The organism is Streptococcus sp. GMD4S (genome assembly GCF_000296955.1).
On sequence record NZ_AJRE01000036.1, the window covers coordinates 1 to 21,311 of the forward strand.

Below are 21,311 nucleotides of genomic sequence, written 5' to 3' on the forward strand. Positions count from 1 at the left end.
TTGAAAAAGTGAAATCTGGTATCGGTTCAGGTGTTGCTGCTGTTCAAGAAAAAGTAGGCGAAGGTGTTGAAGCCGTTAAGGGCGAAACAAAGGAAAATGCTCGCGTACACTAATTCATCTTGTCAAAATCAATTAATTTAAAGGAGGCAGAATCATGTCAACAGAAGAAAAATTAAACCAAGCAAAAGGTTCCATTAAAGAAGGTGTCGGCAAAATGATCGGCGATGAAAAAATGGAAAAAGAAGGAACAGCTGAAAAAGTTGTTTCTAAAGTAAAAGAAGTTGCTGAAGATGCTAAAGATGCTGTCGAAGGCGCTATTGAAGGTGTTAAAAACATGCTTCACAAAGACGAAAAATAAGGCTCAAAGTTAGCTGACCTTTTCATCTATAGTAGTCAAAAAGAGGACCGTAAATGTCCTCTTTTTTTGTAGATCGGATTCTAAACACGCTTCCCAATTTTCGTTAAAAGAAATTCTTAACAGGAAAAGCTCTGTTTTCAGGGCTTGTTTGCTTACTTAAAATAATATGTTTTTTATTGAATTGAAACAAAATTGAAAAGGTTGCACACTACTAGACTGGCTTATTTATCCACCACCTGAGCTTCAAATTGGGCTGGTTGGTTGTCTACGTTGGTAATGGTTATCGTGTAGGGCTTGTTATTGGTGGCATCAAAGACTTTTTCACCTTGGTAACTCACAACAACTCCATCTTTTACTAAATAAATATCTGGTTGGGTGTTTGGAAGTTCTTCATCCTCCTCATCCAAACCATGGCTTTTTATAATTTTTTGTCCCTCTACTTCATAGTAAACATCGCCGTTTCTTTCACTCCAAACACTTGAGCCAGTTAATTTAATTTTACTTGAATCGTTTTTCTTCAAGATGAAGATTGAATAGTATTCCAAATCTTGTGTTCTGGGATTTACTCTTAAGTTGACGGATTGACCTGGTTGAAGAGTGTATTTGCCATAGTTCAAAACGGAAAAGACAAACCAGACTAGCAGCAAACTATACAAGACTCCTATAATCATTCGTGAGCGCCTACTTTTAAACAAACGTAAAAGTAACAGTAAAGAGACAATAAAGAGCAATTCTGTAAACATTCTTCTCCCCTTTTCTTATCATCGTTGACATTCTAAACAAGGTCTCGCGTTCATTTCTTACTAGTAAGCTCAACCATACAAAGTCTGATACATCTTATCTAGAAAAGCTTTCAACTCTTTTCGAACAATCTTTAACAGGCGTTCTTCTTCGGCTGGAGAGATGTTCACACTTTCTTTTTTCTGATTCCTAATATGAGAATAGTAACTACGTTTTAGGGTTAAATGATGATCTAAAATATAGTAGGCATCTATTTTTTCCTCATTTACCATTGTTTCAAATAAAACCGAGACTTCATCCCTTCTAGGATTCGACATTTTCAAATCGATGTCTCCTTTTATCCCTATGGAGTCAATTCCTCCATCCAAGCGAATGACACCGTCGGGAGGAACAATATAGCCTGCTTTTCGCATGTCAGACGCATATTTTCCTGACGCCGTTAAATGTTGTAAGACAGCTGTAGTGTCCTTTTCTTCAAAGGAGGTCTTTAATTGGAAGCGTTCTTGGTGGGAATAAAGATTGATACCAACAACTAAGGCAAGTACAGAAGCAAGCAAGATTCGTATTTTTCTAGGTCTCGACATGTTTATCTCCTCTATCTAAGAAATCATAGAAGTCTTGTTTCTAACTTTGAAAGATAACTTCTTTATCCTTGAAAATCCTTGGGACTCTAGCCCCACGTGAATATTATCTGCCCTTTTTCATGATGTATTTTCGTATAGGTGTTTCAACCATTTGAACGATTTCAAATCCTTCTTTTTGGTAAAGGTTGTAAGCTGTTTGATTTGCCTCGTAGACATTTAGAGAGACAGTATCTATGTCTTCATTTTCAAAGGCCAAACTAACAAATTTTCTTAAAGCCTGGCTACCTAAGCCTTGCCCCTGCTTCTGAGGGTTGATAAAAAATCTCCCGATATGAAGATTCCTGTCTTCTAGCCTGATTTTCTGGATAAGCCCCACAAACTCTTGTCCATCAAAGATTGAAAAGATTCCTTTCAAATCTTGCAAGATTTGAATTGTTAAGGGAAAAGGAATCATTGTTCCCATCCATTGTTCTTGAAAGGATTTGCCAAGGGAGTTGGACCATTGGCATACGAGCTGAGCATTTTCTATGCTCACATTTTCTTCAAAACGAATTGTCATCTTGACCTCACCATCTTATCAATGTTTCTTTATTATACTACTTCTTCTATTTTTTACGAATAGATAAGTATGATTGATCTTTATTTTTTTCTTGTCGGGAGCATTCTCGCTTCCTTCTTGGGTTTGGTCATTGACCGTTTTCCTGAGCAATCCATTATTCGACCGGCTAGTCACTGTGATTCCTGTCAGACTCGCTTGCGTCCCTCAGATTTGATTCCTATTCTCTCGCAGGTCTTCAATCGCTTTCGCTGTCGCTACTGCAAGATTCGCTATCCATTCTGGTATGCCCTTTTTGAATTCGGCTTAGGACTCCTCTTTCTGACTTGGTCTTTGGGTTGGATTTCCTTGGGTCAAGCCATCCTAATCACTGCTGGCTCAACCTTGGGCATCTACGACTTTCGCCATCAGGAATATCCCTTACTAGTCTGGCTGACGTTCCACCTAATCCTCATGGCCTGCTCTGGCTGGAATCTGGTTATGATTTTCTTCCTTGTCCTCGGAATCATGGCCCATTTTATCGATATCCGCATGGGAGCAGGAGATTTTCTATTTCTGGCTTCTTGTGCGCTCGTTTTTAGTGTGACAGAATTACTCATCTTGATTCAGTTCTCTTCGGCAGCAGGGATTTTAGCCTTTCTTTCGCAAAAGAAAAAGAAAAGACTTCCTTTTGTGCCTTTCCTCTTACTTGCTGCGACTATAATAATTTTCTATCAGTTCTTATTAGTTTGTTGAATTGGGAACCCAAAGCTCAACTTCTGCATCCATGGGATTACCGTTTAAAAGTATTTCTAAGATAATTCCATCATTGTAAAGCGAGCTATATTCTCCCTCAAAAAAGTTATCCTCCAATTTATCAAACAAGAGTCTTGATTTATCACCACTGGCTGAGCTTACTAAATAATCTTTCTCTGGGACAAGAATGCTTTCGTAACCTGCCACAGCATTATTTGCCGCAACTCCTGCGTAGTATTGTATACCATCTTTATGAGGAACTATCAAAGCATAGCCTCTTTTATCTAGAGAATGGGGCATCAATTTTCCTAGCATTCCTTCTTTAAATAACTGAGTATAGAATGCCGTTTTCTCTTTAGAATAGTGATGTTCATGAACTGTAGTTCCTTCTATCAAAATACTCTTGCCAACTAAGGTAAACGATGGTTTAGTTTGATGTTTCATTATATGAACTCCTTTCTTTATGGTATAATCATAACAAAAGTAATATGACAACTATCTGTCATATTTAAGGAGAAAATTATGAAAATCGACCGTCAAATGGGGATTATTTCTCATTTAGTAAATAAACGAAAAACAACAGCTAAAGAATTATCAGAACTTTTTAAAGTCAGCACACGAACTATTATGAGAGATATTGATGATTTATCTCTTGCAGGCATTCCTCTCTATGTAATGAAAGGAAAAAATGGAGGCATTTTTCTTATGGAAGACTTCCAAACTGATAAATCTCCCCTGACCCAATCCGAAAGGCTTTCGATCGAATCTGGTTTAAAAAGCCGTTATCAAGTATTGGAAGATGCCTCTACTTTCAATGCTATATTGAAATTAAATGCTACCAATACATACTCTGATTTCGAAATTGATTTATCTCTATCTCAAGGGAACTTGGAAATACGAACTTTGATTTTTAAGTTATTGGAAGCTATCAGAGGTAGAGTAAAAATAAAATTTTCCTATATTAATTCACAAGGACTGGTGAGTCAAAAAAATTGTGAGCCTTACCGTATTGTCTATAAGGACCGGAGTTGGTATATGGATGCCTACGATACTGATAAAGCGCGTTTTTCTGTTTTTAAAGTTGCTAGAATTAGTGAACTTACTCTCTCCGATACTTTTTCAAAAAGACATTTTACACCACTTCCCTATGATGGTGGTGCTTGGATGAATGAAAACAAAGTACCTGTCATCCTGCATGTCCAGAAAATTGTTCTTGATCAATTTGTGGAACTCTTAGGCTATAATGCCATAAAACCTATTAATAGCGATATTTACGAGATTACTTATCCGTTAAACGACAATGATTGGGGATACAATACCTTGCTTGCTTTTGGAAAATACATCACTGTTATATCTCCTAAGCATTTCCTAAAACATTTCACCAACTATATAGATACCATTCATAAGCAATACCCAAACTAATATTCAACTGTCATTCATGAACTTATATTCTCAAAAGAAAAAGGAAAGACTTCCTTTTGTGCCTTTCCTCTTACTTGCTGCTTGCGTGATTATTTTTGGTAAGCTACTGCTTGTTTGATAAAGTCCTGAATCGGCTCTCCTTGGTGGAGAGCTTTTACAATTTTCGAACCAACGATAACACCATCTGACACCGCATTGAAGCGTTCTACTTCTGCTTGACTAGATACGCCAAAACCTGTCAAGACTGGGATGTCAGCTACTTGATGCAATTGTGCCAGGTGCTTGTCCAAGTCTGCGCGGTAATTGCCAGATTTCCCTGTCACCCCATTGATGGCAACGGCATAGACAAAGCCTTCCGCTCCCTTGATCAACTCTTTCTGACGTTCAAGTCCTGTGGTCAAACTAACTAGGGGAATCAAGGCAATATCTGTGTCTACCAAAAAGGGCTCTATAAAGTTGGCATGCTCATGAGGCAGGTCTGGGATAATCAAGCCCTTAACTGCTGTATCTGCCAAATCTTTGACAAATTTCTCCACACCGTACTGAAAGAGGGGGTTGAAGTAGGTCATGATGACCAGTGGCACCTCAGTCTGAATGGTTTTCAAGGTTTCAACCAAAGCCCGGGTAGAAGTCCCATGAGCTAGACTTCGCAAGCCTGCTTCTTCGATCACAGGTCCATCAGCAACAGGGTCTGAAAAGGGAATGCCCACTTCAATAGCTGAAACACCCAAATCTTCTAAAAAGTGGATTGTTTCAGCGAGACCATCCAAACCTTTCTCATGGTCCCCAGCCATGATATAAGGAACGAAAATTCCCTTTCCAGCTGCTTTGATAGCATTCAATTTTTCTGTTAATGTCTTAGGCATGAGCTTCTCCCTTCTTTGCTGCATCTGCTTCCAAGCGGTCTTTGACTTGAACCACATCCTTGTCCCCACGTCCAGATAGGCAGACAATCATAGACTTGTCTGGTCCGAGGTCTTTGGCTAATTTCACTGCAAAGGCAATGGCATGGCTAGATTCCAAGGCTGGGATAATTCCTTCCACACGAGACAAGAGTTGGAATCCTTCCAAGGCTTCTTCGTCTGTCACAGGAACATAGCTGGCACGTTTAATATCGTGGTAGTGTGAATGTTCTGGACCGATACCAGGATAGTCCAAACCTGCTGAGATAGAGAAGGCTTCAAGAATTTGACCATGGGCATCTTGGAGCACATCCATGAGGGAACCGTGAAGAACACCTGGACGGCCCTTGGTCAAGGTAGCTGCGTGGTGCTCTGTATCCACACCAAGTCCTGCTGCTTCAGCCCCATACATGGCTACAGACTCATCTTCTACAAAGGGATGGAAGAGACCGATAGCATTAGAACCACCACCAACACAGGCTACTAGGGCATCTGGCAGATCTTGACCTGTCATATCGCGATACTGTTGTTTAGCTTCTCGACCAATGACACTTTGGAAATCACGAACAATTTCTGGGAATGGATGAGGCCCCAAGGCAGAACCAAGAATATAGTGGGTATCATCGATATTAGCTACCCATGAACGAAGGGCTGCATTGACCGCATCCTTGAGCACGCGCGAACCATCAGTCACAGCCTCAACCTTGGCTCCCAAAAGCTCCATACGGAAGACATTAAGGGCTTGGCGTTTAACATCTTCCTCACCCATGTAGATGGTACATTCCATGTTAAAGAGGGCTGCAGCTGTTGCAGTTGCCACACCGTGCTGACCAGCACCAGTTTCAGCGATAATTTTCTTTTTACCCATGCGTTTAGCCAGAAGAACCTGTCCCAAGGCATTATTAATCTTGTGAGCCCCTGTATGGTTGAGGTCTTCCCGTTTGAGGTAAATCTTGGCTCCTCCGATATGCTGGGTCAAGTTTTTTGCGTAGTAAAGGGGAGTTTCACGTCCTACATACTGGCGTAAGAGCTGGTTTAATTCCTCTTGGAAACTTGGGTCTGCCTGACTTTCACGGTAGGCTTTTCCCAACTCCAAAACTGCTGTCATCAATGTTTCTGGGACGAAACGTCCGCCGAATTTTCCGTAAAATCCATCTTTATTTGGTTCTTGATATGCCATGCTTTACCCTCTCTATAAATCTTCTAATCTTTTCATGATCTTTCTGTCCATCTGTCTCCACTCCACTCGATACATCTACTGCATAGGGAGTAAAGTGTTGAATTGCTTTTGCTACATTGTCTTCCTTAAGCCCACCAGCGATAAAGAAAGGCTGGGCTAGTCCAGACGTATCCAGTTGACCCCAGTCAAAGGTCTTACCACTCCCAGCCACAGGGGCATCAAAGAGGAGATAATCCGCCTGAGAATTGGGGACATGACCATCTCCATCCACCTGCACCGCCTGAATGCTGGCACAAGGCAAATCCTCAAACAAATCATCTGCTACCTGACCATGAACTTGAACCAAGTCCAAACCAACTTTTTCAATCGCTTCTAGCAGTTCTGCCCGACTTGGTGAAACAAATACGCCAACCTTTTTTACACCTGCAGGAATGAGCTTTGCCAGCTCTGTAGCCTTTTCCAAGGTCACCTGTCTTTTACTAGGTGCAAAGACAAAACCAATATAGTCTGCCCCTGCTGATACGGCTGTTTCTACCGCTTCTTTGGTCGTCAATCCACAAATCTTAACCTTTGTCAATTTGCAACTCCTTGATTCTCTGGGCTACATCTTCTGCCTGCATGAGAGCTGTCCCCACCAAGATTCCGTTAAAGTATGGTGCTACTCGTTCCGCATCCTGCCCTGTGAAAATAGCAGATTCAGAAATGTAATAGTGACCTTTCTTAAAGTGCTGAGCCAAGTCCACACTGGTCTGCAAGTCGACCTCAAAGGTGGTCAAGTTGCGGTTATTAACCCCAATAATCTCAGCACCAAGCCTGTGGGCCACTTCTAGTTCAGCTAGATTGTGAGTCTCCACCAAGACTTCCAAACCTAACTCTGTCGCGTAGTCATACAGTTCCTTGAGGCGTTCTTCTGACAAGGCTGCCACGATGAGCAAGATGACTGTCGCCCCTGCATTCCGAGCTCGGATGATTTGCTTTTCATCGATGATAAAGTCCTTGTTGAGTGTCGGAATCTGTACCTGACTAGAAATCTCTCGTAGATAATCCAAATGCCCTTTAAAGAAAACTTCATCTGTCAAAACCGAAATCATCACTGCGCCGTTCGCTTCATAAGTCTGGGCCTGTTGTACAATATCCACATTGAGATTGATATCTCCCAAACTAGGGCTAGCCTTCTTGACCTCAGCGATTACCTGTAAACGGTCTTGATGTTGTTTTAAATAGTCAGCTAAGCGATAGGTCTGGCGCAAGGGCTGGATTTCCTCCAGCTCCATTTGCTCGACCTCACGCGCCTTCTGCTCCAAGATTTGTGCTAAAAATTCCTGACTCATTTTTGATACTCCTGTAACAGTCTGAGTTTTTCAAGGGCCTTGCCACTAGCAATCACTTGACGAGCCAAGGCAACTCCTTCCTTGATACTATCTACCTTACCATTAGCATAGAAACCAAGACCAGCATTCAATACTGTCGTTTCCAAGAATGGGCTTGGTTCATTTTTCAGAACGCTGAGCAAAATTTCTGCATTTTCCTGAGCATTGCCTCCACGGATATCTTCAATAGCGTAGCGTTCCATCCCCAAATCCTCTGGAGTGAAGCTTGACAAGGTGATTTCGCCATTTTCAAGAAGAGCAATCTTGGTTGTTCCGTTCAAGCCAGCTTCATCAAGACCTTCTGGTCCAGCAACCACAATGGCACGCTTACGACCCATATTTTTCAAAACCTGAGCTGTACTTTCTAAAAGTTCTGGACGACTAATACCAAGAAGCTGTGTTTCCAAAGCCATTGGGTGAATCAGTGGACCAGTCAAGTTCATAATTGTTGGAATTCCCAACTCCAAACGAGCTGGCATGATGTATTTCATAGCTGGGTGCATATTTTTAGCAAAGAGAAATACAATTCCAGTTTTATCGAAGACCTTACCTAGTTCAGCTGGTTTGAGGTCTAGATTGATACCCAAGGCTTGAAGGACATCTGCAGAACCAGATTTAGAAGAAATCGAGCGGTTACCGTGCTTAGCCATATGAATGCCGCCACCAGCCAAGACAAAGGCTGCAGTTGTCGAAATGTTAAAGCTGAAGGACTTGTCCCCACCTGTACCACAGTTGTCCATAGCATCATGAATTTCAGTTGGAATGTGTTGGGCATGCCCTCTCATGACTTGTGCAATGGCTGTGCGTTCTTCCGGTGTTTCCCCCTTCATCTTAAGGGCCAAGAGGAGAGAAGCAATCTGCGCTTCGGTTACACGCCCAGTTACGATACGCTCAATGACATCCGTCATTTCCACACCTGATAAATGTTCAAATTTTGCTAATTTTTCAATAATCTCTTTCATCCTAGTTTCCTCACTTTACAACCTTCTCGATAAAATTCCGAATAGAAGACAAGCCATCTGGCGTTCCGATACTTTCTGGATGGTATTGGAAGCCATAAATCGGCAGGCTTTTGTGTTGAATTCCCATAATAGCTTGGTCATCAGTCGAACGAGCTGTAACTTCAAAGCCTTCTGGCATTTCTTCAATCAAAATACTGTGATAACGCATGACTGGACGACCATCCTCGATGCCTTGATAGAGAACAGATGGCGCTTCAAAGCTGATGTGGCTCTGTTTCCCATGCATAACTTTTGGAGCCAAGCCTAGCTTCCCACCAAAGACTTCTGCAATAGCTTGATGACCCAAACAAATACCTAGAATTGGCTTCTTGCCTGCAAAGTCACGAATCATATCTTCCATCTTTCCAGCATCAACTGGCCAACCAGGACCGGGAGAAAAAACCAGACCATCTGCTTTTTCAGCTTCTTCATACAGCTTGGGATCATCATTTCTCAAAACCTGCACCTCTGCAAAATTCCCGATGTATTGGGCCAAGTTATAGGTAAAAGAATCATAGTTGTCAATCAATAAAATCATGGTCTTAGTTCTCCAATTCTAGTCATAGATTTAGCTTTGTTAATGGTTTCTTGGTATTCGTTTTGGGCGATGGAGTCGTAGACAATCCCTGCCCCGGCCTGCACATAGGCTGTTTGATTTTTAAGAATCATAGTTCGGATGGCAATGGCCAAATCCATATCACCTGTCGCAGACAAGTAGCCGATTGCTCCTGCGTATACGCCTCGTTTTTCCGTTTCCAGTTCATAGATCCGTCTCATGGCCCGAATCTTTGGTGCTCCTGACACTGTTCCAGCTGGAAGTGTAGCTTTCAAGGCATCCATGGCAGTGAGGCCTGGAAGCAAACGTCCCTTGACCACGCTGGTCAAATGCATGACATAGCGGAAGAGCTCCACTTCCATATACTTGGTGACTTGAACACTGGCCGTTTCAGAGATGCGACCAATATCATTGCGTCCCAAATCTACTAACATCCGATGTTCTGCTGTTTCCTTCTCATCAGAAAGCAGGTCTGTCGCCAAGGCCTTATCCTCTTCATCCGTAGCTCCTCTTGGTCGCGTTCCCGCAATCGGATTAGTTGTCACAATGCCATTTTTGACAGAAACCAAACTTTCAGGACTAGCACCGATGATTTGATAATCCCCAAAATCATAGAAATAGAGGTAATTAGATGGATTGGTCACGCGGAGATTTCTGTAGAAGTCAAATGGATTTCCAGTAACTTCTGCTGAGAAACGCTGGCTGAGCACGCATTGGAACATATCACCATTACGAATCAAGTCACGAGAAGTTTCCACCATTTCCTCAAACTTCTGAGGAGCGATATGCGGTTTGAAGTTCAACGGAGATAGATCCAAATCTTCAAATTCATTTGGAGCAGGAATGCGTAATTCCTCAAGCACTTGGTTCAAGGCTTTTTCCAAATCTTCTTGACTGCGATCACTATAAAGAGCATCCTCTATGACATGAATTTTTTCTTTCTTGTGGTCAAAGACCATATAACTCTCATAGACAAAGAAATGCATGTCTGGCGTTCCAATGGTATCCTCAGGGATTTGGCCAATTTCTTCATAAAGAGAAATCATATCGTAACCGACAAAGCCAATAGCTCCCCCACCAAAAGGGAGATCTGAATGGTGTTGGCTCTTATGAGTCACTTCATAAAGGAAATCCAAAGGATCCCGATCAATCACTTGACCATTTTGATAAAGGACTCCATTTTCAAACTGAATCTCAAAAACAGGATTATAGGCTAGGATAGAAAAACGAGCGGTTTCCTTGTCTCTCGGAATACTCTCTAGGATAACCTTGTGTTGCCCTTTTAAGCGCATATAAGCCAAGATTGGTGATAAGACATCTCCATGAATGATTCGTTCCATTGTAATTTCCCTTTCAGTTTCTTATTTTTAATTTTTGGTCTTTTTTCTATTTCCCTTAAATAGTGCGGACGGGAGGTAAAATTATCCAGTGGATGATTTTAGAAATCCATGAAATGAAAGACCTAATTTTCGAGCTCCTCGCTCATTCATTTCTAGGCTCAGGCTAAAATAGTTCCCCAAACTATTTTACTCTCAAAAATTCCGTTCTAGAGAAGCATCTTTGCTTCTCTAGAATACCACTATAGCGGGAAATAGCGGGTCAATGCTCACTTCGTTAGCAAATATTTTATAGAAATCTATCTAGTGATGAAGCATAATTTAAAACTGATAGCCATATCTACGATAAATATATAAAAATCCCCACGCAAAATAACTTGCGTGAGGACGAAATTCGCGGTGCCACCTCAATTATAGGATTTCTCCTATCTCTCATTCCTGTCTCAGAACTTTCCTATAACAGGCTGTGCGATAAAGGGCACTCCCTTGAGAATTATGTTTTCTTCTCTCGTTTCAGATGGACCCAACCTTACAGCTTTCTCTGCTTGATTCCAGCAACCACAAGCTCTCTGTGAGAGAAAAGACTGTAATTTTTCCATCTTTTATTTTTTAGCTTCTAGGTAGTCTGCAATAGCAGCTACGTCCTTGTCTCCACGACCAGAGACATTGATGATGATAATCTCATCTTTACTTAGTTTCGGTGCACGTTTAACCGCTTCTGCGATGGCGTGCGAACTTTCAATCGCTGGGATAATCCCTTCTGTCTTACTAAGAAGGAGCAAGGCTTGAACAGCTTCTTCATCTGTCGCTGCTACGTATTCTACGCGGCCAGAATCTTTGAAGTAGGCGTGTTCTGGGCCAACCCCTGGATAGTCCAAACCAGCTGAGATAGAGTAAACTGGCGCCAGCTCTCCGTCTTCCTTAAAGACTGCATAGGTCTTCATACCATCGACAATTCCGACACTACCCTTTGTCATAGTGGCTGCATGCTTGTCTGTGTCAAGTCCGTGACCGGCAGCTTCGACCCCAACCAATTTGACTTCTTCATCAGCCACATACTGCGAAAAAGCACCGATGGCATTCGAACCACCACCTACACAGGCAATGACGTAGTCTGGTAAACGACCTTCTTTTTCTAAGATTTGACGGCGAGATTCTTCACTGATGACCTTTTGGAATTCATGAACAATGGTAGGATAAGGATGAGGTCCTACAGCAGATCCCAAAACGTAGAAGGCTTCAAGGTCATTCATCCATGCTCCAAAGGCTGCATCAACCGCATCCTTAAGAGTTCGTGTCCCCGTTTCAACTGCGTGAACAGTCGCTCCCATCATCTCCATGCGGAAGACATTGAGTCGTTGACGCTCCACATCTTCTGCACCCATGTAGACATCACAAGCCATACCAAACTTGGCTGCAGCAGCTGCTGTCGCAACACCGTGCTGACCAGCTCCTGTTTCTGCGATCACTCGTTTTTTGCCCATACGTTTGGCAAGAAGGATTTGACCTAGAACATTGTTGAGCTTGTGAGAACCAAGGTGGTTAAGATCTTCGCGCTTGAGATAAATCTTAGCTCCACCTAGGTGCTCTGTCAAACTTTCCGCAAAATAAAGCGGTGTTTCGCGACCAGAATAATCCTTCAAGTAATGGCGAAATTCTGCCAAAAACTCTGGATCATCCTTGTACTTGTCAAATGTCACTTCCAACTCATCCAACAAAGCTTGAATCGGCTCCGGTACAAAACTACCACCAAATTGTCCAAAATAACCTTTAGTTGTCATAAAATTTTTCCTCTTTCCATATTAATTCGGCTTTTTGTTTGCTTTTAGTAGTAGGCAAGGAGCTGCAGATAGAACTCAAGTTCATCAAAGCGACTTAACGCCCTAATAAAAGATAAACAAAATGACCGAAAGAAAAAAGCCCACACACAGAATCTACTTCCATGTGAGGGCGTTGGTAACGCGGTGCCACCTCAATTATAAAGGGACTATTCCCCTTTACATCTCTGCCTTGTCTAACAACAAGTTGCACTGTAAGGTGTGCGCACCGAATTTTCATTGTTTCAAATTCATTTTTAAAATCAGCCCACTTTCACTACTTCCAACCACCTGTTCACAATCACCACAGGCTCCCTGAAGATCAAACATAGTTACTTTTCTGATTTGTTGAGAATATTATATGCTATTGTCCGCTTTTTGTCAAGATTTTTTATTATTTTTTTCCAGAACCGAGGATTTCTTCAGAAATTCTCACCAAAGTCTGAACGATGTAATCAACTTCTTCATCGCTTAATTTTGTATGAAGAGGAAGCGTAATTTCATTTTCAAAGAAGGCATAGGCTCTTGGATAATCTGCCATATCGAAACCAAGATTCTTATAGGCTGTCAGGAGAGGAAGCGGTTTATAGTGTACATTACTTGCAATTCCTGCTTTGGCCAATTCTTGGATGATGTGGTTGCGTTCTTCTAAACTTGCTCCTTCTACATGGGTGATGTAGAGGTGGCGTGAAGATTCAACAGTATCAGTCTTGTGTACCAATGGACGGATGCGAGAACCTGCAAAACCACGATCATAGCGGTCCACGATGTCCTTACGACGTTGTAGCAAAGCTGGGTAACGGTCCAATTGTACCAAACCAATCGAAGCCATGATATCGGTCATATTGCACTTGTAGGCTGGTGTGACGATATCGTACTCCCATGAACCCAATTGCATCTTGGCAAGAGCATCCTTTGTTTGACCGTGAAGGGAAAGGATTTGGAACTCCTTGTACATCTCTTCGTCATCAATCGCTGGATTGGCTTTCCAAGTCGCACTTCCTCCCTCAGCCGTTGTAAAGTTCTTAACGGCGTGGAATGAGAAGGAAGTAAAGTCAGCGATAGATCCAGCTGGTTGTCCTTTATAAGTAGATCCCAAAGCATGGGCACTATCTGAGACAATTACGATACGGTTAAAGGCTTTTTGCCACTTGCTAGCAGCTGTAAAGAGGTCCCGTTTCTTCTCCACCACTTGGAGCAAACGATCATAGTCGCAAACAATCCCTGCAAGCTCAACCGGAATAATCACCTTAGTCTTTTCAGTGATGGCTTGCTCAAGCAAGTCATAGTCCATCTCAAACGTATCTGCTTGAATATCCACCATGACAGGTGTCGCTCCTACGTGTGTGATAACACTACATGAAGCTGTATAAGTCATAGCTGGAACGATGACTTCATCCCCAGGTCCCACTTCCAAAACACGCAAAATCAACTCAAGAGCGGCTGTCGCAGAGTTGAGGCAGACAGTCTTAGGTGTCTGTGTGTATTGAGACAAGCGGCGCTCCAGTTCTTTTGTCTTCGGACCTGTTGTGATCCAACCAGAACGAAGGGTATCCGCTACTTCAGCAATTTCAGCTTCGGTAATATCGGGAGGTGAAAATGGAATATTGTAATTTGGCATTGATTTGCTCCTTTTATCTGTACTCATTTTCTCATGACTACTTCATTTTAGTACTTCAAACACGGTTTGAAACATGATTTTAATGTCTCCAAGGAAACTAAACTCTCGGAGATAGGCGAGATTATAGCGCATCTTTTCAGGAAGAACATGTTCTACATAGGCTTGGTCAACTGACAGACCTTTCTCCGTCATTTGACTGATGATCGTATCCTCATCCTTGTAGTTGATGCTGGCTGGAGAGGTAATCCCTGCTGGCAAGAGCAAGGTCGCCATCATTTCAGGGCTGTACTGCTCTGTGTAACGTGGCACTTCAGGACGGGTCCCTACAAAGGACATCTCGCCTTTAAGGACATTGACCAGCTGAGGTAGTTCGTCCAAACGCACACGGCGAATGAAATTCCCCACTTTGGTAATACGGCTATCGTTAGCAGAAGTCACCAGACTTCCTTTTTTATCCGCATCCGTTACCATAGTACGGAACTTCCAAATCTTGAACGGACGGTTGTACTGGGTCACGCGCTCTTGCTTGTAAATGACTGGTCCCTTGCTATCCAACTTGATCCAAATGCTCAAGACAAGAAAGATGGGAGAAGTCAAAAGTAGCAAAAACAAGGCCAGAACCCAATCCAGGCAACGCTTGAAAATCAGCGAACCCTTCCTTTTAGAGACAAGCTGGTAGTAAGACTCAACCTCGCTTGATTGCATTTCCACGGGCAAGTCTTCCCATTTCAGCATGCTGTTTCTCCTTTGTTTTTATTATACTATTTGTCAACATTTTTCATTATACCACAAAATGGAAAAGGCGGTGCAAGAAATCTGTGATTTGAAGAATTTCCTTCTGGTGCTCAATGAAAATCAAAGTACAGCTTTGAGGTTGCAGATAAAGCTGACATGGTTTGAAGAGATTTTCAAAGAGTATTAGGACATGGCCCCTGCCTGCAAGCTATACATTTTGTGATAGGTTCCTCCCAAGGCCAAGAGTTCCTCATGGGTTCCACTCTCGATGATACGCCCCTTGTCCAAGACGTAGATGCAGTTGGCGTCTTGGATGGTCGAAAGGCGATGAGCAATAGCAATGGTCGTCCGACCCTGTCTCATCTTAGCTAGGGAATCTTGAACCAAACTTTCTGTTTCAGAGTCAATATTGGCTGTCGCTTCATCCAAAATCAGGATTTTAGGCTGACTGGCGACAGTTCTAGCAAAGGCAAGAAGCTGGCGTTGGCCAGTAGAAAAGCTCGAACCACGCTCAGAAACAGGTGCATCATAACCCTGCGGAAGGTCCTGAATAAAGGAATCTGCATCGACAAAGGCAGCTGCAGCCTGGACCTGATCATCACTAAGATCTTGGTACATGGCGATATTGGACTTGATAGTCCCGTGATAGAGGAAGGGATCCTGTAAGACCAAACCGATGTTTTTTCTCAGCTCTTCCTGACTGTAGTTCCTGATATCCACATCATCCAAGAGAACGTGGCCTGACTGAAATTCATAAAAACGCATGAGAACATTGATAATCGAAGATTTCCCCGAACCTGTATGACCTACAAAGGCAATGGTTTCGCCCTTGTTAACTGAAAAGGAAATATCATCTAGAATCTGGTGTTTTCCATCATATGAGAAACACACGTGCTCAAACCGAATATTACCTTCTGTAATCTTTGCTTGGCTATCCTTTTGAAGGGGTTCATAGGTCCTCTCGTCAATCAAGGCAAAGACACGTCCAGCTGAGACCATAGAAGTTTGAAGGGTTGAAAAGTTTTGCGTCACCTCAATCAAGGGGTCAAAGAGCCGATTGATGTACTGGATAAAAGCATACATGGTTCCTGCTGTTATTCCCAGATAAAGCCCGCGGTAACCAAAGTAGGCCATCAAGACTGCATATCCTAGGAGTTTCAGCAAACTCATGGCAGGTCTCAAAAAGAGGGCATCCAAGGCCACAGAACGGTTGGCATAGACCAAGTGTTCTTGGTTGATTTCATCAAATTCTGCTTGCAGGCGATTCTCTTGGTTGAAGGCCTGGATAATCCTGATTCCCTCGATATTCTCTGCCAGCTTACTATTGATATCTGACAAGAGACTTCTGGTTTTTTCGATGATTTTCACTGACTTTTTCCGATAGAGATTGACTAAAAGGAAAATCAAGGGTAGAAAGAGCAAAACTAAAGCTGTCAAACGAAAATCCAGCACCAACATGGTATACAGAGTTGTCAGAAAGATGAAAACTGCTGAAATAAAGCTGGATAAAATTCCCGAAAACATATCACTGATGGTCTCAGTATCATTGGTCAAACGAGAGACGATGGAACCTGCTGGCGTCTTGTCAAAATAAGACATGCCCAGTTTCTCCATATTGGCAAAGGCATCGTGACGAATATCTCTGACAATACTGTAGGACACCCGCGCAAAGAGAAGATTGCCGACATACTGGACCAGAGTTTGCAGGATATAGAGGCCATAGTAGGCCAATAAAACTGTAATAGCAAGATGGTTTAGGTTGCTGAGGTACTGGTCGATAAAGTGGGAAGCCACAAGGGGAATGACACTTTTAATGATTGTAGTCACGAGGAGAAAACTGAGTGCCAAAAAGGTCAGGAGGCCATAGGGCTTGAGATAAGACATCAAGCGCTTCAATACAGCCAATTGTTCTTTCTTATTCTGCATCTTCTTCTCCTTTCATTTCCAACTGCTGAGACTGGTAGGTTTGGGCATACCAGCCATTCAGGACTAGCAAGTCATCGTGCTTGCCCCGTTCGATAATTTGACCATTTTGCAGAACCAAAATCAGATCTGCATGGACAACTGCACTGAGTCGATGTGCTGTAATAATAGTTGTCTTGTCCTTGCGCGTCTCCTTGAGATTGTCGATAATCGCATACTCTGTCTTGGCATCCACGGCTGACAAGGAATCATCTAGAATCAAGATATCAGGGTCTAAAATCATAGCCCTACTCATAGCCAGACGTTGCTTTTGACCACCTGAGAGACTGACTCCCTTTTCACCGATCAGCGTATCAAATCCCTGAGGCATGTCTACAATATCTTGGTAAACTTGAGCTAGCTTAGTCGCTTCCTCAACTGCTGAAAGGGGCAAGTTAGGATTACCAAAGCAGATATTGTCTAAAATCGAGGTCGCAAAGAGAAACTGGTCCTGAGGAACATAGCCCATGAGACTGCGTAGGTCTGTCAGACGATAATCCCGAATATCATGACTGTTTAGGTAAATGGCTCCCTTATCCACATCGTATTCTCGCAAGAGAAGCTTGATCAAGGATGTTTTCCCAGAGCCTGTCTGTCCGACCAAGCCCAAGGTTTGCCCTTTTTCCAGACTAAAGTGAATATCCGTCAGTGTCTCCTCATTTTCAAAGGCAAAACTATCAATATCGTACTCCAAACGTCCATTTTCAATACAGTCCAGAGGAAATTCAGGATCTTGTACAGGCGATTCCTGAGACAAAAGATCCTCAATCCGTTGGTAAGAAACCTTGCCTCGCTGAGTGATATTAAAGAGGAAGCCAATGGCCATAAGAGGCCAGACCAACATATCCAAGTAGCTGATAAAGGTGACCAGATTCCCAACCGTGATTTGCCCTTTCTGAACCATCAAGGAGCCTACCAAGAGCGTTAAAACATAGGAGGAACCAACAAATAAGAGAACCATAGGGTCAAAGAGACTATCGTATTTCATGGTTTGCAGGTTCTTTTGGAAGGTCAATTCATTGACTGTCTGAAAGGACTTCAACTCGTCCGCCTGATAACCGAAAGACTTGGTCACTTTAATACCTGATACGGACTCCTGCACCTTGTTATTGAGTTCGGAAAAGGCGGCTTGCGATTCGCCAAAGGCCTTGTGGGTCTTTCTCCCTAGACGACTGGTCGCATAGGCCATGAAAGGTAAGGGTAAAATGGCAACCAAGGTCATCTGCCATGAAATGCTAAAGAGCATGGTCAACAAGGTCACTAAAGCTGTGATTGAGGCATCCACCGCTGACATAACTCCTCCCCCTGCCAGACGCGTTAAGGCATTGATATCGTTGGTTACGTGTGCCATCAGGTCCCCCGTCCTATAGGTTTGATAAAAGGCTGGAGACATTTTTGTGAAATGCTCAAATAAGCGAGAGCGCATAATCTGTCCCAAACGGTAGGAAGTACCGAGGATATACATACGCCAAACATAGCGCAGATAGTACATCCCAAAGGCTGCAAGAAGCAAGTAAAATAGGGCAAGAAGGAGGTCCTGCTGGGTTAATTGCCCCGATGTGATGGCATCAATGACCCTCCCCATAACCATTGGGGGAATAAGGTTGAGGACGGAAACCAAGACCAGAGCCACAATCCCGACTAAATAACGGCGTTTTTCTAACTTGAAAAACCACCAAAGTTTTTGAATAATGGACATAAAATCCCTTTCTGATTGCAAATAGAAACCTGAGGCCAAGACCCCAGGTTTTTCTTATTCATAGGTTACGACTGTGACCGCACCCTTGTCATACTCAGCGATAAAGATATTGGCTACATTGTCATGCCCTTGCTTGCTGAGGTTATCAAGCAGCCACTCTTCGCTACGACCAATCGATTCCAAAACATCGACTTGGATAACACCATCTGTGACAACAGGATACTTGGGATTCTCATCTCCCATTTGGACTACGATGAGTTGGCCATTTTGCTCCTGCACAGCTCGTTTGACTTGCTTCATCTGGAAAATTCCTTGGCTACGAAGTTTGAGGGCTACATCCGATGCAGACAAGCCAACTGAACGACAGGCTTCTGGGTCAATCTGCCCATTTTTGATAAGGAGAGTTGGTTTTCCATCAATCAAGCGTTTGACAAAACGAACATTGTTATTGAGCCACTTGAGGGTCAAGACCAAAATCGTCCACATCATCAAAATCACTGCATACTGGAGAATGCTGATAGAACTATTGTAAATCACCCCACCGATGATACCACCGAGAACATAGTTCTGAATTTGGTCTGTCGCAGAGTTAGGTGCTAGGTTCCCCTTTCCTGTCACATTGATAACAAAAACAAGCGAGAAGAGCCCCAAGGCCAGTTTGATTAAAATTTCCATATAATTGAGTGTCATTTGTTTACCTCCACCAATTCAATAGCGTCTGTTTGATTCAATTCTAATTTCTCTAAAAGATACTTGTCTGGTTGGCTCCCGTTCATGGCTCGGTAGAAATTTGGACCTACCTTGACAAGCGCTCCATCAGTGGCTGCAGAAGTATTGACATAAACTTCTGATTTATCCACTCCCAAGTCTTTGGAAACAAGCTCGATGAAATGAAGGGAGGTTTGAAATTGGTTGTTAGAGGCTTGATTGGTCTGGTATTTTGAGATTGTCACCAAAAGCATGACCACCAAGGTCAAGGCCAAAATCATGACCAATTCCCGAAACTTAGTCCCCTTTTTATCTCGATAGGCTTTAAAAGCAAAAAATCCTGTGATAGCTAGGAGAACAATTCCAAAGCCAATCATGATGCCATTTTGCTGACTGATTTGGCTAAGTACATAGTCATATGAGTAAAATTTCATTTATTTTCACTCCCTTTCATAAAATCATTCTTAATTATAAACGAAAGAGAGTGATTTTTCAAGCCATACGTTGGGGAAATGGACCTTTTTTTGGTATAATAAAATCTATAATCTGAATGAAAAAGGTAACCTTATGAAACTCATCTCATGGAATATTGATTCCCTCAATGCAGCCCTAACGAGCGACTCAGCTCGTGCAAAATTGTCCCAAGAAGTCCTACAAACCTTGGTAGTCGAAAATGCTGATATTATCGCTATCCAGGAAACCAAGCTTTCTGCAAAAGGGCCTACAAAGAAACACTTGGAAATTTTAGAAGAACTCTTCCCAGGTTATGAAAACACTTGGTGTTCCTCTCAAGAACCTGCCCGCAAAGGCTACGCTGGAACCATGTTCCTTTATAAGAAAGAACTCACACCAACAATCAGCTTCCCAGAAATCGGTGCCCCTTCTACCATGGACTTGGAAGGCCGCATCATTACCCTAGAATTTGATGAATTTTTCGTGACCCAAGTATACACTCCAAACGCTGGCGATGGTCTCAAACGCTTGGAAGAGCGCCAAGTCTGGGATGTCAAATACGCTGAGTATTTGGCTCAACTAGACAAAGAAAAACCAGTCCTTGCGACTGGTGACTACAACGTAGCCCACAAGGAAATCGACCTTGCAAATCCTGCCAGCAATCGCCGTTCACCTGGATTTACAGACGAGGAACGTGCTGGTTTTACCAACCTCTTGGCAACTGGATTTACCGACACCTTCCGCCACATTCACGGCGATGTCCCAGAGTGTTATACCTGGTGGGCGCAACGCAGCAAGACTTCTAAAATCAACAATACAGGCTGGAGAATCGACTACTGGCTCACCAGCAATCGCGTGGCTGACAAGGTGACTCAGTCCGACATGATTGACTCTGGTGCGCGCCAAGACCACACACCCATTGTCATGGAGATTGAGCTCTAAGGAGAAAGCTAATGGACTATCAAGCTGTCATTCCTGAATTTGTAGTATCTGACCTCGAAAAGTCACGCCACTTCTACTGCGACTTGCTGGGATTTTCTGTCGAATACGAGCGTCCAGAAGAAAACTTCCTCTTTCTTTCGCTTGAAGACTGCCAACTTATGCTAGAAGAAGGCAGTACAGAAGAATTAGCCCAACTAACCTATCCTTTCGGGCGCGGTATCAATATTTCCTTTGGCATTGAAGATGTCCCTCAGCTCCACCAAAAACTGCTGGAAGCTGACTATCCCATCCATCGGCCCCTGACAAAAAGAGAATTTCGAGTAGGAGATAGCTTTATTTATCCCCATGAATTTGCAGTTTTGGATCCAGATGGCTATTTTTTAAGATTTAGCGAATAGAAGAATAAAGGGCTACAATACTATCTAGTGTTGTAGCTTTTTCGTTCGCTTTTATGGTCTATTTGCTAACAAAATATTTGATTTATAAAGCTAATTGGTGTAAAATAAAAACATTGGCAGTAGCCTATTTAAAATTGAATATCATTTTACTTGTTTATGTCGTGAATTGGCACGACGTTTCTACAAGGTGCCGGAACACCTAACAATGAGTATGTCAGCTTGAGGTATGGTTTT

The 21,311-nt window shown here is 42.8% G+C and carries 23 protein-coding genes, 2 pseudogenes, 1 riboswitch and 2 other annotated features; of the genes and pseudogenes, 7 read left to right on the forward strand and 18 right to left on the reverse strand.

Annotation, left to right across the window (positions count from 1 at the left end; all coding sequences use genetic code 11):
* Both GMD4S_RS03290 and GMD4S_RS03295 read left to right on the forward strand, forming a co-directional pair.
* A pseudogene (locus GMD4S_RS03290) lies at window positions 1-113 on the forward strand (Asp23/Gls24 family envelope stress response protein); the annotation flags it as partial.
* Between the two features lie 41 nt (window positions 114-154).
* The gene (locus GMD4S_RS03295) at window positions 155-358 is read left to right on the forward strand and encodes a CsbD family protein (RefSeq protein WP_000102421.1); all 204 of its coding nucleotides are present in this window, start codon (window positions 155-157) and stop codon (window positions 356-358) included.
* 221 nt (window positions 359-579) lie between these two features.
* Here the strand turns inward: GMD4S_RS03295 and GMD4S_RS03300 are convergent, their stop codons facing one another.
* From GMD4S_RS03300 to GMD4S_RS03310, 3 genes are all read right to left on the reverse strand, one after another.
* Window positions 580-1,101, reverse strand: a complete 522-nt coding sequence (locus tag GMD4S_RS03300; protein ID WP_000493731.1) for a hypothetical protein — start codon at window positions 1,099-1,101, stop codon at window positions 580-582.
* A gap of 69 nt (window positions 1,102-1,170) precedes the next feature.
* Window positions 1,171-1,683 (reverse strand): hypothetical protein, encoded by a 513-nt coding sequence (locus GMD4S_RS03305; RefSeq protein ID WP_000089606.1) that lies wholly within the window; start codon window positions 1,681-1,683, stop codon window positions 1,171-1,173.
* A 103-nt stretch (window positions 1,684-1,786) separates the two neighbouring features.
* Entirely contained in the window at window positions 1,787-2,242 is a 456-nt protein-coding gene (locus tag GMD4S_RS03310) for a GNAT family N-acetyltransferase (RefSeq protein WP_000155441.1), read from the reverse strand.
* 69 nt (window positions 2,243-2,311) lie between these two features.
* Between GMD4S_RS03310 and GMD4S_RS03315 the strand changes: the two genes are divergently transcribed.
* Window positions 2,312-2,974 carry a prepilin peptidase gene (locus GMD4S_RS03315; protein ID WP_000566520.1) on the forward strand — a complete coding sequence of 221 codons (663 nt, stop codon included), beginning with the start codon at window positions 2,312-2,314 and terminating at the stop codon, window positions 2,972-2,974.
* Here the strand turns inward: GMD4S_RS03315 and GMD4S_RS03320 are convergent.
* Complete coding sequence (locus tag GMD4S_RS03320; protein WP_000682684.1) at window positions 2,963-3,418, reverse strand: effector binding domain-containing protein; 456 nt, start codon at window positions 3,416-3,418, stop codon at window positions 2,963-2,965. The two genes, GMD4S_RS03315 and GMD4S_RS03320, sit on opposite strands and share 12 nt — an antisense overlap.
* A 78-nt stretch (window positions 3,419-3,496) precedes the next feature.
* Between GMD4S_RS03320 and GMD4S_RS03325 the strand changes: the two genes are divergently transcribed.
* Window positions 3,497-4,396 (forward strand): helix-turn-helix transcriptional regulator, encoded by a 900-nt coding sequence (locus tag GMD4S_RS03325; RefSeq protein ID WP_000687282.1) that lies wholly within the window; start codon window positions 3,497-3,499, stop codon window positions 4,394-4,396.
* A 31-nt stretch (window positions 4,397-4,427) separates the two neighbouring features.
* Window positions 4,428-4,514: pseudogene (locus GMD4S_RS13965) on the forward strand (prepilin peptidase); the annotation flags it as partial.
* Here GMD4S_RS13965 and trpA read toward each other — a convergent pair.
* The 14 genes from trpA to GMD4S_RS03405 form a co-directional block, all read right to left on the reverse strand.
* Window positions 4,486-5,262, reverse strand: a complete 777-nt coding sequence (gene trpA / locus GMD4S_RS03330) for a tryptophan synthase subunit alpha (RefSeq protein ID WP_001127004.1) — start codon at window positions 5,260-5,262, stop codon at window positions 4,486-4,488. The pseudogene GMD4S_RS13965 and the gene trpA sit on opposite strands and share 29 nt — an antisense overlap.
* Complete coding sequence (gene trpB, locus GMD4S_RS03335) at window positions 5,255-6,478, reverse strand: tryptophan synthase subunit beta (protein WP_000331305.1); 1,224 nt, start codon at window positions 6,476-6,478, stop codon at window positions 5,255-5,257. The genes trpA and trpB (GMD4S_RS03335) overlap by 8 nt, the downstream gene beginning before the upstream one ends.
* Window positions 6,456-7,055 carry a phosphoribosylanthranilate isomerase gene (locus GMD4S_RS03340; RefSeq protein ID WP_000169932.1) on the reverse strand — a complete coding sequence of 200 codons (600 nt, stop codon included), beginning with the start codon at window positions 7,053-7,055 and terminating at the stop codon, window positions 6,456-6,458. Before GMD4S_RS03340 ends, trpB (GMD4S_RS03335) begins: the two co-directional genes overlap by 23 nt.
* Window positions 7,042-7,809, reverse strand: coding sequence for an indole-3-glycerol phosphate synthase TrpC (gene trpC, locus GMD4S_RS03345; protein WP_000076508.1), 768 nt, complete (start codon window positions 7,807-7,809; stop codon window positions 7,042-7,044). The genes GMD4S_RS03340 and trpC overlap by 14 nt, the downstream gene beginning before the upstream one ends.
* A complete protein-coding gene (trpD, locus tag GMD4S_RS03350) occupies window positions 7,806-8,810 on the reverse strand; it encodes an anthranilate phosphoribosyltransferase (protein ID WP_000658674.1) in 1,005 nt (334 codons plus the stop codon). Before trpD ends, trpC begins: the two co-directional genes overlap by 4 nt.
* A 10-nt stretch (window positions 8,811-8,820) precedes the next feature.
* Entirely contained in the window at window positions 8,821-9,387 is a 567-nt protein-coding gene (locus GMD4S_RS03355; protein WP_000601900.1) for an aminodeoxychorismate/anthranilate synthase component II, read from the reverse strand.
* Window positions 9,384-10,745 carry an anthranilate synthase component I gene (gene trpE, locus GMD4S_RS03360; protein ID WP_000439663.1) on the reverse strand — a complete coding sequence of 454 codons (1,362 nt, stop codon included), beginning with the start codon at window positions 10,743-10,745 and terminating at the stop codon, window positions 9,384-9,386. Before trpE ends, GMD4S_RS03355 begins: the two co-directional genes overlap by 4 nt.
* 377 nt (window positions 10,746-11,122) lie before the next feature.
* Window positions 11,123-11,348 (reverse strand) — a binding site (T-box leader).
* Window positions 11,345-12,523: a tryptophan synthase subunit beta gene (gene trpB / locus GMD4S_RS03370; protein WP_000208449.1), complete on the reverse strand. Its 1,179-nt coding sequence runs from the start codon at window positions 12,521-12,523 to the stop codon at window positions 11,345-11,347. Its footprint overlaps the feature before it by 4 nt.
* Window positions 12,524-12,685: 162 nt before the next feature.
* Window positions 12,686-12,911 (reverse strand) — a binding site (T-box leader).
* Window positions 12,912-12,953: 42 nt separating this feature from the next.
* The gene (locus tag GMD4S_RS03375) at window positions 12,954-14,180 is read right to left on the reverse strand and encodes a DegT/DnrJ/EryC1/StrS family aminotransferase (RefSeq protein ID WP_001134530.1); all 1,227 of its coding nucleotides are present in this window, start codon (window positions 14,178-14,180) and stop codon (window positions 12,954-12,956) included.
* 42 nt (window positions 14,181-14,222) lie between these two features.
* Window positions 14,223-14,915 carry a sugar transferase gene (locus tag GMD4S_RS03380; protein ID WP_000922220.1) on the reverse strand — a complete coding sequence of 231 codons (693 nt, stop codon included), beginning with the start codon at window positions 14,913-14,915 and terminating at the stop codon, window positions 14,223-14,225.
* A gap of 183 nt (window positions 14,916-15,098) precedes the next feature.
* Complete coding sequence (locus GMD4S_RS03390) at window positions 15,099-16,841, reverse strand: ABC transporter ATP-binding protein (protein WP_001180022.1); 1,743 nt, start codon at window positions 16,839-16,841, stop codon at window positions 15,099-15,101.
* A complete protein-coding gene (locus GMD4S_RS03395; RefSeq protein ID WP_000022590.1) occupies window positions 16,831-18,576 on the reverse strand; it encodes an ABC transporter ATP-binding protein in 1,746 nt (581 codons plus the stop codon). The genes GMD4S_RS03390 and GMD4S_RS03395 overlap by 11 nt, the downstream gene beginning before the upstream one ends.
* A 54-nt stretch (window positions 18,577-18,630) precedes the next feature.
* Entirely contained in the window at window positions 18,631-19,266 is a 636-nt protein-coding gene (locus tag GMD4S_RS03400; RefSeq protein ID WP_000174456.1) for a DUF421 domain-containing protein, read from the reverse strand.
* A complete protein-coding gene (locus GMD4S_RS03405; RefSeq protein WP_000675335.1) occupies window positions 19,263-19,718 on the reverse strand; it encodes a DUF3290 family protein in 456 nt (151 codons plus the stop codon). The genes GMD4S_RS03400 and GMD4S_RS03405 overlap by 4 nt, the downstream gene beginning before the upstream one ends.
* A 133-nt stretch (window positions 19,719-19,851) precedes the next feature.
* Between GMD4S_RS03405 and GMD4S_RS03410 the strand changes: the two genes are divergently transcribed.
* Entirely contained in the window at window positions 19,852-20,679 is an 828-nt protein-coding gene (locus tag GMD4S_RS03410; RefSeq protein WP_008289117.1) for an exodeoxyribonuclease III, read from the forward strand.
* Window positions 20,680-20,690: 11 nt separating this feature from the next.
* Window positions 20,691-21,077 carry a bleomycin resistance protein gene (locus GMD4S_RS03415; protein ID WP_000386240.1) on the forward strand — a complete coding sequence of 129 codons (387 nt, stop codon included), beginning with the start codon at window positions 20,691-20,693 and terminating at the stop codon, window positions 21,075-21,077.
* 130 nt (window positions 21,078-21,207) lie between these two features.
* Window positions 21,208-21,303, forward strand: a riboswitch (purine riboswitch).
* Window positions 21,304-21,311 lie beyond the last annotated feature (8 nt).